The following is a 16,285-nucleotide window of genomic DNA, read 5'->3' on the forward strand; positions in this document are numbered from 1 at the left end:
GGCGCAATTCACAAAGTTGAACAATAGTACTTTTTATCCCATGCTTAGATAACACGCTGATAAACAAGAGGACGGAATATGAACAAGAACGTAGCAGGAATTCTTAGCGCAGCGGCGGTACTGACTATGCTGGCAGGGTGTACGGCTTACGATCGCACCAAGGATCAGTTTACGCAGCCCGTAGTGAAAGACGTCAAAAAAGGGATGACCCGTTCGCAGGTGGCGGCGATTGCCGGTAAACCTTCTTCTGAAGTGACGATGATTCATGCGAAAGGGACCTGCCAGACCTATATCCTGGGTCAACGTGATGGTAAGGCAGAAACCTACTTTGTCGCCCTGGATGATACCGGTCATGTGATTAACTCCGGCTATCAGACCTGTGCTGAATACGACACCGACCCGCAGGCACCTAAGGCGCAGTAACGCTGCTTACCTGAGTATGTTAACAAACCGGCCCATGGGCCGGTTTTTTTATGCATACGTAAATCTTATTTCTTTGCGCGAATTATTTGCCCGAAATGTGAAGGTAGTCAACAAGCCAGGTCAATGAGAGACAATTTGAGTCTATCCAGAATTATCCCCTGTCTGTACCATTGCGTATACTCACTCCAACGATAAACAACAGTACGCAAGCTACCTGTCTGCCGGGACAGCGAGTCGAGTGATAGCGCGATGGCAGGTAGTCATACAAGAGGGAAATTACGATGGAAAAGAAACATATCTACCTGTTCTGCTCAGCGGGCATGTCAACCTCACTTCTGGTGTCAAAGATGCGTGCGCAGGCTGAAAAGTATGAAGTTCCTGTGGTGATTGAAGCGTTTCCAGAGACGCTGGCGGGCGAAAAAGGCCCGACCGCCGACGTTGTTTTACTGGGGCCGCAAATTGCCTATATGTTGCCCGAAATTCAACGACTGTTACCCAATAAACCGGTCGAGGTGATCGACTCGGGGCTGTACGGCAAGATTGATGGTTTAGGTGTACTGAAAGCTGCTGTGGCAGCCATTAAAAAAGCTGCTAATTAATTTTTATTTTTCCCGTCAAAGAGTTATTTCACACACAATTACGCCGTAACCTCTGTTGCGGCATTTAAGGGTATTTTCCTATGAGTAAAGTCATCGCTTCACTTGAAAAGGTACTCCTTCCTTTTGCTGTTAAAATAGGAAAGCAGCCTCACGTTAATGCCATCAAAAACGGCTTTATTAAGTTAATGCCGTTGACGCTGGCCGGGGCCATGTTCGTTTTAATTAACAACGTTTTTCTGAGCTTTGGTGAAGGTTCCTTCTTTTATTCATTAGGAATTCGGTTAGACGCGTCCACTATTGAAACCCTTAACGGTTTAAAAGCCATCGGCGGCAACGTCTATAACGGTACGTTGGGAATTATGTCGCTGATGGCGCCTTTCTTTATTGGGATGGCGCTGGCAGAAGAGCGGAAAGTGGATCCACTGGCTGCCGGGTTATTATCCGTTGCTGCCTTTATGACCGTAACCCCTTATAGCGTCGGTGAAGCCTATGCCGTGGGCGCCAACTGGCTGGGTGGGGCTAACATCATCTCCGGTATTGTTATCGGTCTGGTGGTGGCGGAGATGTTCACCTTTATTATCCGTCGAAACTGGGTTATCCGCCTGCCGGATAGCGTACCGGCTTCCGTTTCTCGTTCATTTTCCGCGTTGATTCCAGGCTTCATTATTCTCTCCATTATGGGGATTATTGCCTGGGCGCTTTCTCACTGGGGCACGAACTTCCACCAGATCATCATGGACTCTATCTCTACGCCGCTGGCGGCGATGGGTGGCGTGGTCGGTTGGGCGTATGTGATTTTCACCTCTCTGCTGTGGTTCTTCGGCGTGCATGGTTCACTGGCACTGGCCGCGCTGGACAGCGGGATTATGACCCCATGGGCACTGGAAAACGTTGCGCTTTACCAGCAGTACGGCTCCGTTGACGCGGCGCTGGCAGCGGGTAAAACCTTCCATGTGTGGGCGAAGCCGATGCTTGACTCCTATATCTTCCTGGGTGGTACCGGGGCGACCTTGGGTCTGATCATCGCGGTCTTTATTGTCTCTCGTCGCGCTGACTACCGTCAGGTGGCTAAACTGGCGCTGCCGTCAGGCATCTTCCAGATTAACGAACCGATTCTGTTCGGTCTGCCAATCATCATGAACCCGGTGATGTTCATCCCGTTCATCCTGGTTCAGCCGCTGCTGGCCGCTATTACCCTGACGGCGTATTACATGGGCATCATTCCACCGGTCACCAACATTGCGCCGTGGACCATGCCGGCGGGTCTGGGTGCCTTCTTCAACACCAACGGTAGCGTTGCGGCCTTCCTGCTGGCGATATTCAACCTCGGGATTGCAACCCTGCTTTACATGCCGTTTGTGGCGATTGCAAACAAAGCCGCCACCATCATCGATGAAGAAGAGAGCGAAGAGGATATTGCCCTCTCACTGAAATTCTAAGATTGACCGGCGCGGGGCAACCCGCGCCAGCCACAAGGAGCTTAAAGATGTTAGATTTGGACAGTATTGTTGCAGAAGAAACCGCAGAGAACGATCTCGAAGAAGTGGTGATGGGGCTCATCATCAACTCCGGGCAGGCCCGCAGCCTGGCATATGCCGCACTCAAGCAGGCCAAGCAGGGGGATTTCGCCGCCGCAAAAACCATGATGGACCAGTCCCGTACGGCGCTGAATGAAGCGCACCTGGTGCAGACAAAGCTGATTGAAGGTGACCAGGGCGAAGGAAAAATGAAGGTCAGCCTGGTGCTGGTCCACGCGCAGGATCACCTGATGACGTCAATGCTGGCGCGCGAGCTGGTGGCGGAGTTAATCGAGCTTCACGAGAAGATGCAGTAAGTCAGACTGAGTAGCAGGAGGTCAGCACGATGGAAATTAAAACCGCACTTGAGCAGCAGCTGTTTAATGGCAAGAATTTTCACGTGGTTATCTACAACAAAACGGAGAGCGCGAGCGGTCTGCACCAGCATGACTACTACGAGTTCACGATTGTTCTGACCGGCCGCTACTACCAGGAGATCAACGGCAAGCGCGTTCTGCTCGAGCGAGGGGATTTTGTCTTTCTGCCGATGGGCTCCCACCACCAGAGCTTTTACGAATTTGGTGCGACCCGCATTCTGAACGTGGGCGTCAGCAGACGCTTCTTTGAGAAGCACTACCTGCCGCTGGTGCCGTTCTGCTTTGTGGCATCACAGGTCTATCGGGTCAAAAACGAGTTTATGACCTGGATTGAAACGGTTATCGCCTCGCTTAACTTCCGCGACAATGAATTTGATGAGTTTATTGAAACGGTAACCTTTTACGTGATGAACCGACTGCGCCATCATCGTGAAGAGCAGCAGGTGACGGATGATATTCCGCAGTGGCTGCGCAGCACCGTTGAACTGATGCACGATAAGGGCCAGTTCAGCGAAAATGCGCTGGAAAATATGGTCTCCCTGTCGGGTAAATCCCAGGAATATCTGACCCGCGCGACGCAGCGGTATTATCGTAAAACGCCCGTGCAGATTATTAATGAAATCCGCATTAACTTTGCCAAAAAACAGCTGGAAATTACCAACTACTCTGTCACCGATATTGCCTATGAGTCAGGATACAGCAGCCCCAGCCTGTTTATTAAAACCTTTAAGAAATTTACGTCATTTACACCGAACAGTTACCGGAAGAATTTAACGGTAATTAATTAACCTTCGGCGGATTATCCGCCACAAATATTGAATTAATTGCTTGCCCATTTAGCGGGAAGAGTACGCTATACCTTGCAGGCGGTTAACCTGATACGCAAAGGGAGATATTATGCAGAATAAATTAAAAGTCGTAACCATTGGTGGCGGCAGCAGCTATACCCCGGAATTACTGGAAGGTTTCCTGAAACGTTATCACGAATTGCCGGTCAGCGAATTATGGCTGGTTGACGTTGAGGAAGGTCAGGAAAAGCTGAATATCATTTTTGACCTGTGTAAGCGTATGGTTGAGAAAGCCGGCGTGCCTCTGACCGTACACAAAACCCTCGATCGTCGTCTGGCGCTGAAGGATGCAGACTTTGTCACCACCCAGCTGCGCGTGGGCCAGCTCAAAGCGCGCGAGCTGGACGAGCGGATTCCGCTGAGCCACGGCTATCTCGGGCAGGAGACTAACGGCGCGGGCGGCCTGTTTAAAGGTCTGCGTACCATTCCCGTGATTTTCGACATCATCAAAGACGTGGAGGAGATCTGCCCGAACGCGTGGGTGATTAACTTCACCAACCCGGCCGGGATGGTCACCGAGGCGGTGTATCGTCACACCGGCTTCAAACGCTTTATCGGCGTCTGCAATATTCCGATTGGCATGAAGATGTTTATCCGTGACGTGCTGGAGCTGAGCGACAGCGACGATCTCTCCATCGATCTGTTCGGCCTGAATCACATGGTGTTTATTAAAGATGTCATCGTGAACGGAAAATCGCGCTTTGCCGAACTGCTCGACGGCGTGGCCTCCGGTCGCCTGACGGCGGCGTCGGTGAAAAACATCTTCGATCTGCCGTTCAGCGAAGGGCTGATTCGTTCGCTGAATCTGCTGCCGTGCTCCTATCTGCTGTACTACTTCAAGCAGAAAGAGATGCTGGCCATCGAAATGGGCGAGTACTATAAGGGCGGCGCGCGCGCTCAGGTCGTGCAGAAAGTTGAGAAGCAGCTGTTTGATTTGTACAAAGATCCGAATCTGAACGTTAAACCGAAAGAGCTGGAGCAGCGCGGCGGGGCCTACTATTCCGATGCCGCGTGTGAAGTCATCAACGCCATTTACAATGACAAGCAGGCGGAGCACTACGTTAACGTGCCGCATCACGGTCACATCGACAACCTCCCTGCCGACTGGGCCGTTGAGATGACCTGCATCCTGGGGCGCGACGGCGCAAAACCCCATCCACGCATTACCCATTTTGATGATAAGGTCATGGGGCTGATCCACACGATTAAAGGCTTTGAAGTGGCTGCCAGCAACGCGGCGCTGAGCGGCGAACTCAATGACGTGCTGCTGGCGCTGAACCTCAGTCCGCTGGTGCATTCCGACCGCGATGCGGAGCAGCTGGCCAGCGAGATGATTCTGGCGCATGAGAAATGGTTGCCAAACTTTGCCGCCACGATCGAGAAGCTGAAGTTCAAACAGCAATAAGAGGATGCACAATGGAAAACCTGCTGATCGTTAATGCTGATGACTTTGGCCTCTCGAAAGGTCAGAACTACGGCATTATTGAAGCCTGTCGCGGGGGCGTTGTGACCTCGACAACGGCGATGGTCAATGGTGAAGCGGTGGAACACGCGGCGCAGCTGAGCCGCGAAGTACCAGCGCTGGGCGTCGGCATGCATTTTGTGCTGACGCTCGGCATGCCGCTTTCGCCGATGCCTGGCCTTACGCGCGACGGACAGCTGGGCAAGTGGATTTGGGAACTGGCGGAGCAGGGCGCTCTGCCGCTTGAAGAGATTGCCCGCGAGCTGGAGTGTCAGTTCAACCGCTTTGTTGACGTGTTTGGTCAGGCGCCGACGCACATCGACAGCCATCACCACGTGCATATGATCCCGGCGATTTTCCCGATTGTCGCAGCGTTTGCCCGGCGCAAGGGCGTCGCGATGCGCGTGGATCGCGAGGTGCGCGGCTTGCCGGACGTCACTGTTGCCACAACGCAGGGGTTCAGCAGCGCGTTTTATGGCGAGGAGATCGACGAAGCGCTGTTCCTGAAGGTGCTGGATTATTCCGCTGCCCGCGGTGAAACGTCGGTGGAAGTGATGGCGCACCCGGCGTTTGTCGATCATACCGTGCGTAAGAGTGCCTACTGCTGGCCGCGTCTGGCGGAGCTGGACGTGCTGACGTCGGCTTCGCTGAAATACGCGATTGCCGAGCGCGGGTATCGGTTGGGGACGTTCAGGGATCTTTAAGACAAAGCCCGGTGGCGGCTTCGCCTTACCGGGCCTACAAAACCAGTCGAAATGTAGGCCGGGGAAGCGCAAGCGCCACCCGGCTTTTTTTACGCCGGTATCTGGTCAATCTTGCTGCTGCGCGACCACACCCTGTGCGCGGCAAGCAGATCAAACAGCTTCGTCATAAACGCGTCGTCAACGTTATCGCCTTCAACAATGCCGTCCTCACCTTGCTCGGACACCTTCAGCTGCGCTTTAAACTGTCGCGCATCGCCGGACAGCGCGATCGGCTTAAGGTGCTTATAGGCTTCCAGCAGGTAATAAACGGCATCACCGTTGTTCAGCAGGCTGGCAATATCCCCGCACGGCACAATCACCGCATCGACGGTTAGCGACGGCGCACCGGCAAAGGTCGCTGCCACCGGCAGCACGGAGCCGTCATCGGCGGTCACTTCACCCATGCGCGAATAGAGCAGTTTGGCGTGCACGCCCTGGGTTTTCAGCGCCTGCATGATCCCCAGCACGTCGCTGGCGCGGGTTTTGTCGTTCAGCAGGATGGCGACCACGCGGCCTTTAATCGAGCCGCCCGGCACCGCATACAGGCTCAGCGACGGATCTTTCTTCACGCCGTTAACCTCTTTTGGCGGCGCCAGGTTGCGCTGCTCGTCGGTCAGGGTGATGCCCAGGTTATCCGCCACGCTCTGGGCAAGCTGAATATCAATATGCGCTAGCTGATCGACCACACGCTCGCGGATGTAGGTGCGCACCACTTTGCTGAGCTCAAAGCTGAAGCCGCCGATAATGTGCTGCTGCTCAATCGGCGTCTGGCTGTTCCAGAACAGGCGCGGGTGGGCGTAATACTCGCCGAACGACGGGCTGCGCTCGCGAATTTTGTTGCCGTCGATACGCTCCTGATACGATTCGAATCCACCGCGTTTCGGCGCGGGAGGGGTTTCACGCGGCCAGTTATCGTTGATGGAGTTCGGTTCATAGTTGGCCGGGTTGGTATCAATATCCTGACGGTGCATCCCGTCGCGCTGGAAATTGTGGTACGGGCAGGTTGGCCGGTTAATCGGAATTTCGTGGAAGTTCGGCCCGCCAAGGCGGCTGATCTGGGTATCGGTATATGAGAACAAACGTCCCTGTAACAGCGGGTCGTTGGTGAAGTCCAGCCCCGGCACGATATGCCCCGGATGGAACGCGGCCTGCTCGTTTTCGGCAAAGAAGTTATCCGGGTTGCGGTTGAGCACCATTTTACCCACCAGTTGAACCGGGACCAGCTCTTCCGGGATCAGCTTGGTTGGGTCAAGGAGATCGAAATCGAACTTAAATTCGTCCTCCTCCGGAATGAGCTGCAGGCCCAGTTCATACTCCGGGAAGTCACCCGCTTCAATGGACTCCCACAGCTCGCGGCGATGGAAATCCGGATCGCGCCCGGTCAGCTTCTGCGCCTCATCCCACACCAGGGAGGCTTTACCCGCAACCGGCTTCCAGTGGAAACGGACAAACGTGGCTTTTCCCTCGGCGTTGATCAGACGGAAGGTATGAATACCGAATCCCTCCATCGTGCGATAACTGCGCGGAATACCCCGGTCTGACATCGCCCACATCACGTTGTGCAAGGTTTCAGGCTGCAGGGAGACATAGTCCCAGAAGGTGTCGTGCGCGCTTTGGCCCTGCGGTATGGCCCAGTGGGGCTCAGGTTTTACCGCATGGACAAAGTCAGGAAATTTATGCGCATCCTGAATGAAAAACACCGGGGTGTTGTTGCCGACCAGATCGAAAATACCCTCTTCGGTATAAAACTTGGTGGCAAAGCCGCGGATATCGCGCACCGTGTCGGCCGACCCCGCGCCACCCTGCACGGTGGAGAAGCGCACGAACACCGGGGTGATCTTATCCGGGTCGGAGAGGAAATCCGCTTTGGTGATCGCTTTCAGGCTCTTATAAGGCTGGAAGTAGCCGTGCGCAGCGGAACCGCGCGCGTGGACGATGCGTTCCGGTATCCGTTCGTGGTCAAAATGGGTGATTTTTTCCCGCAGAATAAAGTCTTCCAGCAGGGTTGGCCCGCGCGTCCCGGCGCGCAGGGAGTTCTGGTCATCGGCGATGCGTACGCCCTGATTGGTTGTCAGCGCAAAACCTTCGCCACCTTTCCGGTGTGGCTCAAGCGATTTCAGCTTCTCGTTCCCGGTGTCCGGGGATTTCATACTGCCCGGTGCGGTAGGCTGTTCGCCTGGGGCAGAAGGGCCAGGGGAGGGGCGGTGAGAGCCGTCAGAAGGGGCGAGAGAGTCCATGCCCGGTTGAGATTCTTCAGTGCCATGAATGGGTGACTGATGTGTTTTATCTTTGTTCGACATTGCACGATTCTCCTTGATTCATTGCTAAAAACCCTATTAAGGATAGAACAATGTCGTGAAATGGCTCGCGAACTAAGAGTTTTCACATGCCGCCATTAACGAAAGGAGCCTTCTCGCCCACGCGGGGCGCGACGGAAGGTAGCAGAATCGGCTATCATAGAATTTTCCTGCTTCAAGAATTTGCTTTAGTGAACCCGTCGCTTATGAAACCTCTTCGTCAACAAAACCGCCAGGTTATTAGCTATGTGCCCCGCGTTGAGCCCGCGCCGCCTGACCATGCCCTGAAAGTGGAGGGGTACCGTGATGTCTGGCAACTGAGGGGTAAATACGTGGCCTTTGTGCTGATCGGCGAACATTTCCGTCGCTCTCCCACGTTTACGGTGCCGGAGTCAGCGCAGCGGTGGGCGATGCAGATCCGCCAGGATGAAGAGGTTGAAGAATAACAGCCATAAAAAAACCGCCATCAGGCGGTTTTTTTATTTCAACAGTAATTAACGGTGCGCCAGCTCGGCGTCGTCTTCACTGTCCAGAATCGCTTTGTCGGTCTGCTTCAGCCACTGGCTGGTTAGCGTACCGGCGGTCATGGAGCCGCTGACGTTCAGCGCGGTACGGCCCATGTCGATCAGTGGTTCAACGGAGATCAGCAGGGCGACCAGCGTGACCGGCAGACCCAGCGCAGGCAGAACAATCAGCGCGGCGAAGGTTGCACCGCCGCCAACGCCCGCAACGCCTGCGGAACTCACGGTAACAATCCCGACCAGCGTAGCGATCCACACCGGATCCAGCGGGTTGATACCCACCGTCGGGGCAACCATCACCGCCAGCATGGCCGGGTAAAGACCCGCACAGCCGTTCTGACCAATAGTCGCACCGAAGGAGGCGGAGAAGCTGGCGATGGATTCAGGCACGCCCAGACGACGGGTTTGCGCTTCAACGTTCAGCGGAATAGACGCGGCGCTGGAGCGGCTGGTGAAGGCAAAGGTCAGCACCGGCCAGACTTTACGGAAGTACTTCAGCGGGCTGACGCCGTTCACGCCCAGCAGGATACCGTGCACCACGAACATAATGCCCAGACCCAGATAAGAGGCGATGACGAAGCTACCCAGCTTAATGATGTCCTGCAGGTTAGAGCCGGCAACCACTTTGGTCATCAGCGCCAGAACGCCGTAGGGGGTTAACTGCATCACCAGACGAACCAGCTTCATCACCCAGCTTTGCAGGGTATCAATAGCAACCAGCACGCGCTCACCTTTTGGCGCGTCGTCTTTCAGCAGCTTCAGCGCCGCCACGCCGAGGAACGCGGCGAAAATGACCACGCTGATGATGGAGGTTGGGCTCGCGCCGGTCAGGTCAGCAAACGGGTTCTTCGGAATGAAGGAGAGCACCATCTGCGGCACGGTCAGGTCAGCCACTTTACCCACGTAGTTGGTTTGAATCGCGGTCAGACGCGCCGTTTCAGCGCTACCCTGAACCAGACCTTCGGCGGTCAGGCCAAACAGGTTGGTCACCAGCACACCCACCAGCGCGGCAATCAGCGTGGTAAACAGCAGGGTACCAATGGTCAGGAAGCTGATCTTGCCCAACTGGGTTGCGTTATGCAGGCGCGCAACGGCGCTCAGAATAGAGGCGAATACCAGCGGCATAACGATCATCTGCAGCAGCTGGACATAGCCGTTACCGACAATGTTGAACCACTGAATAGAATCTTTCAGAACTGGATTATCGGAGCCATAAATCGCCTGTAGTGCCAGACCAAATACGACACCCATGGCCAGACCAACCAGCACCTTTTTCGCCAGGCTCCACTGTTTGTGGCGCGCCTGCGCGAGAAGCAATAGCAATACAACGAACACAACGACGTTCGCGATGAGTGGAAAATTCATCCCCGTTCTCCTGATTTATTATCGGGTCGGTTTTTACCGATCCTGTTGGCGGAAGGTTAGCAGAAGTGTGATGTAGCGCTTATATCCAAATGGAATGGTTTATGACAAACGGAATGATTTTGTTGGTTTACTGTTCAATCTGGTGATGAATAAAGCGATTGAACTGAAATTGCAGCGAATTAATCATTTGGGAAGACCAGCGGACTGCACTGTTTTCGGGCAATGTTTGCGGCATCCAGACCGCGTAAGCAAACAGCGCCATGCACAGGGCGCGCTCTAGCTGGTTACCTTTCTGCGGGGTAAGGATGGGAAAACGAAAGCGCCAGCGGCAGGGCCACAGCAGCGGCACGCCCGCAGGCGTAAGCATATCGGCGAGGATATGGCTTAAATAACCCAGCACCATCCCCTGAATGGCATCGGCAGGGACAATCCAGCTTTCGGGCACTTTTAAATAGAAAAGCGTCAGCAGGCCAAACACGGCCAGCAGGCTGTGCGTAAACCCCCGGTGGCCGAACGCGCGGGCGATGGGTTTCGACACCCATTTCAGGCGCTGCCCGAGGAAGGATTTCGGGTGGTCAATATCGGGCAGCAGACAGGTCAGTACGGCGGAAGGGACAATATGCCACCAGTCCCCCTGCGCCAGCACGGGAGTGAGTTCAGCGTTTTTGGCAAATACTGCGCACGCAATTGAAAAAAGCAGGTGGCCTTCCGCCGTCATGATAAAACCCACGAAACTGTCAATTCATACAGTATAGGGTTTTTATACAGTAGGCGGAAGAGGTGACGGTGTAACTGTTTGTCACAAACCGGCGGGAAGCGTTAACCGCCCTGCAGGTGCCGTGCGGTGAGCTCTGTCAGTGAAGTGAGCTTCACATCGGCAAGGGCAAACCGGGGGTCGTGGCGGCCTTCTTCAGCGGGCACCACAATGGAGCGCATCCGCGCGGCCTTCGACGCCACCATACCATTAACGGAATCTTCCAGCGCAACGCAGTTGAGGGGATCAAGTCCCAGCTTAGCGGCACAGTCCAGATAAACCTGCGGGTGTGGTTTGCTGTAAGGCAGCTTTTCAGCGGACGCCAGGGCGTCGAAGCTGTCACGCAGCTCAAACATGGTGAGCACTTTTTCCAGCATATGCAGCGGTGAAGCCGATGCCAGACCGACCTTCAGCCCCTGAGCTTTACACAGCGCGACGGCGTCACGCACGCCGGGCAGCAGCGGCCTGTTCTCTTCGACCAGCGAAATGGCGCGGCTGATTATGCGTGCGGTCACTTCATCGCGATCGGGTCCAATCCACGGCTGTTGGGCAAACCACAGATCAACCACCATATCGATGCGTAGCCCCAGCGTATCAGGGAGTTCATTACGGCGGTTGATATCAACGCCAAGGCTAGCCATGACGTCCAGTTCGGCGCGATCCCACAACGGTTCGGAATCGATCAGTAATCCATCCATGTCAAAAATTGCGGCAAGTATTTGGCGCGGTGTCGACATCACAACGTCTCCTTATCCAGGGTGTTCGACAGACGATAAGTGCTAAGCACACTCTGCAATTTAGCATATTGCTTTTAAAGAGCGGGCGAAATTGATGACCAGCAGGTAGACTTAGGCACAAATAACGCGTCTTTATGAAGAGGAACTGATGACGTATCAACAAGCTGGACGCATCGCGGTCTTAAAACGTATTGCGGGTTGGGTGATTTTTATTCCCGCCGTCATTTCTACGCTGATTTCCGTGCTCAAATTTATGTACGATCACAGCGAAAAACAGCCGGGTATCAATGCGGTAATGCTTGATTTCGCTCATGTCATGATTGAGATGATGCGTTTTAATACGCCATTTTTGAATGTCTTCTGGTTCAACTCGCCCACTCCGGATTTTCAGCATCAGCTGAATATCGGCTTCTGGATAATCTACGCCCTGATCTTCGTCGCCCTGGCCCTGCAGGCCTCTGGCGCGCGAATGAGCCGCCAGACGCGCTTTTTACGCGAAGGCGTTGAGGACCAGCTTATTCTGGAGCAGGCCAAAGGCCCGGAAGGGATGAGTCGGGAGCAGATTGAATCCCGCATTGTTGTTCCGCGTCATACCATTTTCCTGCAGATTTTCCCGCTCTATATCCTTCCCGTGCTCATCATTGTGGCGGGGTATTTCTTCTTCTCACTGCTCGGCTTTCTGTAACCGATAAGGGTGGCGGTAAGGCCACCCGTTATCTTCTCAGGCGGCAAGCATGCGTTCGAGCGCGCGCTGTGCGTTAACGAGGTGTTCACCACCAAAAAGAATGGCACGGTTCATCAGCGTATAAAGCTGATACACAGGCTGACGATCGAGAAAACCGGGCGGCAGAGGGGAAACAGACTGGTACCCGTCGTAAATTTGCGGCGGCTGTTCAGGGTGCAGCGGCAGCATGGCAAGATCGCACTCTCTGTCACCCCAGTAGCAGGCCGGGTCGAAGATGTAGGGGCCGTTGGGACCCAGCGCGCAGTTATCGGACCACAAATCCCCGTGAAGCAGAGACGCCTGAGGCTGGTGGGATGCCAGACGCTGTTGAACGTGCTCAACGATGGCATCGATATTGCCAAATTCCAGCCCTTTCTCAGCGGCCAGCTCAAGCTGCCAGCCAATGCGCTGCTCGGCAAAAAACGTCGACCAGCGGCGCTGCCAGGCGTTGGGCTGGGGCGTGGTGGAGAGGTCGTTGTCAAAATCGAGGCCAAACTGCGGCTGGTCGCTCCATTGATGCAGGCGCGCGAGCTGTTGACCAAGAATGAAAGCATTGTGGGCATCCAGCGGACGGGCAGGGAGATATTCCATGACCAGGAAACTGTAGTCGCGGTCGCTACCCACGGCCAGGACCTGCGGGACGGTCACCGTTTTACTGCGCGACAATAGCTCCAGCTGATCGGCTTCGGCGGTAAATATCGGGAGCAGCTCTCGCTCGTCGCATTTAACGAAAAGATCGCGTCCTGCGTAGCGTAAATGCCACGCGGCATGGATCTCTCCGCCTGGCAGTTCGTTACGCAGTTCGATTTCACCTTCACCCAGTTGCTCACTTAAAAGATGACTGATAGCCTGCCACATGTTGTCTCTCCCATGTTGTCTGCCAGATCATAAAGTTAGCGCATAATTGCGGTAAAAAAATACGAACTAACGCACACCTGAGCGGTTTAAATTCATGCAGGGCACTTATTGTTCTTTTTTATGCCAGCTTTCCCAGGTTTCCACGTCAATTTCGGCTGGCTTGTCGGTCACGCTTTCCACCAGACTGGCGCTCAGCGCATGAACCTCTTCCTGGCTCAGTGGGCTGATCAGGCCGAATGTCAGCGTGCCTAAATCATGAACATTGCCCTCGTCATCCGTGAGCGTGAGGAGAAAATTAGCCCGGGTGAAGGCATTGTTGAGCTCATTCAGCTCGGTCAGCGATGCTGCATGAAGGTTGATGGTCACGACGTAGCGGGTGATGTCACCACTGCTCATAATTCACCTCATTGTTATCATGGAAGTTTTCTTAGCATAGTCGATAGTTTGCGTTTGGCGACTCGGGGATGACATTCCCCTTCATAACGATGAAGGGGAACAGGGGTTAATTTTGGGACAGGTAATCGACAATTTTTTGCGTATCGGACAGCGAACAAAGACGCGTGCCTTTGTTGATGGTTGCGGCACTACCTGCCGCCACGCCGTAACGCGTCATTTCCAGCAGCGACGCGCCCTGCGCCAGTTTCAGCGTCATGGCACCCACCATGCTATCCCCAGCGCCTACCGTGCTCTGACTTTTCATCGGCGGCGGGACAACCTGAACGGACGACGTTTCATCGACGGCCAGCGCCCCCTGAGGGCCAAGGGAAACCACGACGCGTCGTGCTTTGCCGCTGCGTACCAGCTCCTGCGCGGCGGTGCGAACATCGTCAGGCTGCGTCAGCTCGCGGTTGACCAGTGCGCTTAGCTCTTTCTGGTTGGGTTTGACCAGCTCAAGATTGCCCGGCACCAGGGCCGCCTGCAGGGCCTCGCCGCTGCTGTCGACAATGCAGCGGATCCCGCGCTGCTGCGCGGCCTGAATTAATGCGGTTAATTTTTCCGTGCTGACGCCGGGCGGCAGGCTGCCGCTTACGACCAGCAGCGCGCCGCTTTCTATCGTCAGCACTTTCTCTTCAAGCTGGCGAAACTCATCGTCACTGAGTTTCGCGCCTGGCATGACAAAACGGTACTGTTCGCCGCTTGATTCCACGTGGACATGCAGGTTTTGCCGCGTCCAGTCTTTGGCCTCGACGGTCTCTGCGGCCACCTGTTCATCTGCCAGCAGAGAGACCAGGTGTTCGCCAGTGGCACCGCCGACGGGGAAGATTGCCGTCGCTTTGCCGCCGAGGTGCGTAATGGCGCGCGCCACGTTGATACCACCGCCGCCGGGCTCAAAGACCGGGGCGCTACAGCGCAATTTACCTTCCGGGTAAATCTGCGGCGTCAGGGTTGCGGAATCAAGGGAAGGGGAGAGCGTCAGGGTGTAGATAGAAACCATCATTACCTCCTTTTAGCATGGGTTCTTAATAGCCTGGCACCATTTAGCAGGAAGGCAATGTAAATAACAGTATGATTTTAAATATGAATAATGACGAAAAATGCGGTGCGGCTTATATAAAATAAAACGCTTTTTGGGATCGTTCTTATTCAAAAAATGAAATAAGAAATCATTGCTATGTTATTTGCGGCTTTTTATAATTTGTTACCTTTCTCTGGACGCCTTGTCATTGATCCTCAAGAAAGATTCCGGGACCGTGTGGTCTCTTTTTTTGTTGTACGGACTCCTTAATAAAATGAAGCTTTTAAAGACAGTTCCCGCTGCACTGATGCTGGCGGGTGGCGTGTTTGCAGCTATGAACGCAGCCGCCGATGATACCGTTTTTACTGTCATGGACGATCCCACCACCGCGAAAAAACCTTTTGAAGGTAACCTGAACGCAGGGTATCTGGCACAATCCGGTAACACGAAAAGCTCCTCTCTGACGGCGGACAGTACGCTCACCTGGTACGGTAACACCACCGCCTGGTCTCTGTGGGGTAATGCCAGCAATACGTCCGCCAATGACGAACGCTCTTCCGAGAAATATGCGGTAGGCGGACGTAGCCGTTACAACATGACTGACTATGACTACCTGTTTGGTCAGGCAAGCTGGTTAACCGACCGTTACAACGGCTATCGTCAGCGCGATGTGTTTACCGCCGGTTATGGACGCCAGTTCCTGAACGGTCCGGTGCACAGCTTCCGCTTTGAATTCGGTCCGGGTGTGCGTTATGACGAGTACACCGATGGCGATACCAAAACCCAACCGCTCGGTTACGCTTCCGGTACCTATGCCTGGCAGATGACTGACAACACCAAATTCACCCAGGGTGTTTCTGTATTTGGTGCCGACGATACGACGCTGAACTCTGAGACGGCGCTGAACGTGGCTATCAACGAACACTTTGGTCTGAAAGTAGCCTACAACGTGACCTGGAACTCTTCACCACCAGAAACTGCGCCGGATCATACCGATCGCAGAACCACGATTTCACTGGGTTATAAAATGTAATGATGGCGGGCCGATGATGATGTCGGCCCGTTTCTCCTGACCTTTTGATGTTTCATCTGATTACCGATATTCACTTCTAGCCCCAAATCATTGCTGCCCAACGAAGTAGCAGCATTGCGCCGCAGATGGCAATCAGCACCAGCACCATTTTCCAGTGTTTTACGGCAAATCGTTTTGTTGGCATAACCTAATCCTTGTTCGTTGATACCCACATTCTACCAAACAGGGCGGAAATATGCCCCTTCTCAGGATCGATTGGGTTATGCCAGCGTAGGGTCAGGCTCAGAACCAGTGGAATCGTTCGGCGAGAATCAACAATAAACCTGTGGCTGAAAGGATGTTCAATATCACAACCGTTCTACTTGATACGTTCATGGTATGCACCTTTGGGTTTAAAGACCTGTTCAAGAGTAGCCCAGCATTTCTGGAATGCGAGCACCGGGAATATGCAACCTGCAAATTCATGCGAAAGTGCCAGCGCATCAATCTGCCGGCAGAGGGTGCAATCTCCCTTTTGTTAGTGTTAACATTGCAAGGCTTACTGTAAATCCGACGTTGTCTGATTTCAGCA

The 16,285-nt window shown here is 54.2% G+C and carries 19 protein-coding genes; 10 read left to right on the forward strand and 9 right to left on the reverse strand.

The window, feature by feature from the left end; translation table 11 throughout:
* Window positions 1–78 precede the first annotated feature (78 nt).
* The 7 genes from osmE (at window position 79) to chbG (ending at window position 5,930) form a co-directional block, all read left to right on the forward strand.
* Window positions 79–423, forward strand: coding sequence for an osmotically-inducible lipoprotein OsmE (gene osmE, locus AC3WOK_RS02480; protein ID WP_010430142.1), 345 nt, complete (start codon window positions 79–81; stop codon window positions 421–423).
* Window positions 424–704: 281 nt separating this feature from the next.
* Window positions 705–1,022: a PTS N,N'-diacetylchitobiose transporter subunit IIB gene (gene chbB / locus AC3WOK_RS02485; RefSeq protein WP_063955969.1), complete on the forward strand. Its 318-nt coding sequence runs from the start codon at window positions 705–707 to the stop codon at window positions 1,020–1,022.
* Between the two features lie 80 nt (window positions 1,023–1,102).
* Window positions 1,103–2,461 carry a PTS N,N'-diacetylchitobiose transporter subunit IIC gene (chbC, locus tag AC3WOK_RS02490; RefSeq protein ID WP_047348880.1) on the forward strand — a complete coding sequence of 453 codons (1,359 nt, stop codon included), beginning with the start codon at window positions 1,103–1,105 and terminating at the stop codon, window positions 2,459–2,461.
* Between the two features lie 47 nt (window positions 2,462–2,508).
* Window positions 2,509–2,856: a PTS N,N'-diacetylchitobiose transporter subunit IIA gene (chbA, locus tag AC3WOK_RS02495; protein ID WP_047348879.1), complete on the forward strand. Its 348-nt coding sequence runs from the start codon at window positions 2,509–2,511 to the stop codon at window positions 2,854–2,856.
* 29 nt (window positions 2,857–2,885) lie between these two features.
* Window positions 2,886–3,704 (forward strand): transcriptional regulator ChbR, encoded by an 819-nt coding sequence (gene chbR / locus AC3WOK_RS02500; protein WP_059310970.1) that lies wholly within the window; start codon window positions 2,886–2,888, stop codon window positions 3,702–3,704.
* A gap of 109 nt (window positions 3,705–3,813) precedes the next feature.
* Window positions 3,814–5,169, forward strand: a complete 1,356-nt coding sequence (locus AC3WOK_RS02505) for a 6-phospho-beta-glucosidase (protein ID WP_492353873.1) — start codon at window positions 3,814–3,816, stop codon at window positions 5,167–5,169.
* Window positions 5,170–5,180: 11 nt separating this feature from the next.
* Window positions 5,181–5,930 (forward strand): chitin disaccharide deacetylase, encoded by a 750-nt coding sequence (chbG, locus tag AC3WOK_RS02510; RefSeq protein WP_492353874.1) that lies wholly within the window; start codon window positions 5,181–5,183, stop codon window positions 5,928–5,930.
* A gap of 89 nt (window positions 5,931–6,019) precedes the next feature.
* On the opposite strand, the gene katE is transcribed toward chbG, so the two are convergent.
* Window positions 6,020–8,269 carry a catalase HPII gene (gene katE, locus AC3WOK_RS02515; protein WP_059312275.1) on the reverse strand — a complete coding sequence of 750 codons (2,250 nt, stop codon included), beginning with the start codon at window positions 8,267–8,269 and terminating at the stop codon, window positions 6,020–6,022.
* A 167-nt stretch (window positions 8,270–8,436) separates the two neighbouring features.
* Here katE and cedA point away from each other — a divergent pair, with 167 nt between their 5' ends.
* Window positions 8,437–8,712, forward strand: a complete 276-nt coding sequence (cedA, locus tag AC3WOK_RS02520) for a cell division activator CedA (RefSeq protein WP_265327687.1) — start codon at window positions 8,437–8,439, stop codon at window positions 8,710–8,712.
* 48 nt (window positions 8,713–8,760) lie between these two features.
* On the opposite strand, the gene tcyP is transcribed toward cedA, so the two are convergent.
* From tcyP to hxpB, 3 genes are all read right to left on the reverse strand, one after another.
* On the reverse strand, window positions 8,761–10,152 hold the full coding sequence (gene tcyP, locus AC3WOK_RS02525; RefSeq protein WP_492353875.1) for a cystine/sulfocysteine:cation symporter: 1,392 nt from the start codon (window positions 10,150–10,152) through the stop codon (window positions 8,761–8,763).
* Between the two features lie 127 nt (window positions 10,153–10,279).
* Window positions 10,280–10,870: a metal-dependent hydrolase gene (locus tag AC3WOK_RS02530; protein WP_447855442.1), complete on the reverse strand. Its 591-nt coding sequence runs from the start codon at window positions 10,868–10,870 to the stop codon at window positions 10,280–10,282.
* Between the two features lie 101 nt (window positions 10,871–10,971).
* A complete protein-coding gene (gene hxpB, locus AC3WOK_RS02535) occupies window positions 10,972–11,643 on the reverse strand; it encodes a hexitol phosphatase HxpB (protein ID WP_059312277.1) in 672 nt (223 codons plus the stop codon).
* Between the two features lie 148 nt (window positions 11,644–11,791).
* Between hxpB and AC3WOK_RS02540 the strand changes: the two genes are divergently transcribed.
* On the forward strand, window positions 11,792–12,328 hold the full coding sequence (locus AC3WOK_RS02540; RefSeq protein WP_059312278.1) for a YniB family protein: 537 nt from the start codon (window positions 11,792–11,794) through the stop codon (window positions 12,326–12,328).
* 36 nt (window positions 12,329–12,364) lie between these two features.
* Here AC3WOK_RS02540 and AC3WOK_RS02545 read toward each other — a convergent pair whose 3' ends face one another.
* From AC3WOK_RS02545 to pfkB, 3 genes are all read right to left on the reverse strand, one after another.
* Window positions 12,365–13,225 carry a fructosamine kinase family protein gene (locus AC3WOK_RS02545; RefSeq protein WP_008500662.1) on the reverse strand — a complete coding sequence of 287 codons (861 nt, stop codon included), beginning with the start codon at window positions 13,223–13,225 and terminating at the stop codon, window positions 12,365–12,367.
* A 105-nt stretch (window positions 13,226–13,330) separates the two neighbouring features.
* The gene (ghoS, locus tag AC3WOK_RS02550; protein ID WP_059312279.1) at window positions 13,331–13,621 is read right to left on the reverse strand and encodes a type V toxin-antitoxin system endoribonuclease antitoxin GhoS; all 291 of its coding nucleotides are present in this window, start codon (window positions 13,619–13,621) and stop codon (window positions 13,331–13,333) included.
* A gap of 106 nt (window positions 13,622–13,727) precedes the next feature.
* Window positions 13,728–14,660, reverse strand: a complete 933-nt coding sequence (pfkB, locus tag AC3WOK_RS02555) for a 6-phosphofructokinase II (RefSeq protein WP_063429764.1) — start codon at window positions 14,658–14,660, stop codon at window positions 13,728–13,730.
* A 295-nt stretch (window positions 14,661–14,955) separates the two neighbouring features.
* Between pfkB and AC3WOK_RS02560 the strand changes: the two genes are divergently transcribed.
* A complete protein-coding gene (locus AC3WOK_RS02560; protein ID WP_047348868.1) occupies window positions 14,956–15,714 on the forward strand; it encodes a DUF481 domain-containing protein in 759 nt (252 codons plus the stop codon).
* A 76-nt stretch (window positions 15,715–15,790) separates the two neighbouring features.
* Here the strand turns inward: AC3WOK_RS02560 and yniD are convergent, their stop codons facing one another.
* Complete coding sequence (yniD, locus tag AC3WOK_RS02565; protein WP_008500658.1) at window positions 15,791–15,898, reverse strand: small membrane protein YniD; 108 nt, start codon at window positions 15,896–15,898, stop codon at window positions 15,791–15,793.
* Between the two features lie 98 nt (window positions 15,899–15,996).
* Entirely contained in the window at window positions 15,997–16,197 is a 201-nt protein-coding gene (gene yncL / locus AC3WOK_RS02570; protein ID WP_080471855.1) for a stress response membrane protein YncL, read from the reverse strand.
* Between the last annotated feature and the right edge of the window lie 88 nt (window positions 16,198–16,285).

The organism is Enterobacter sp. FW301-JW81 (assembly GCF_058788735.1).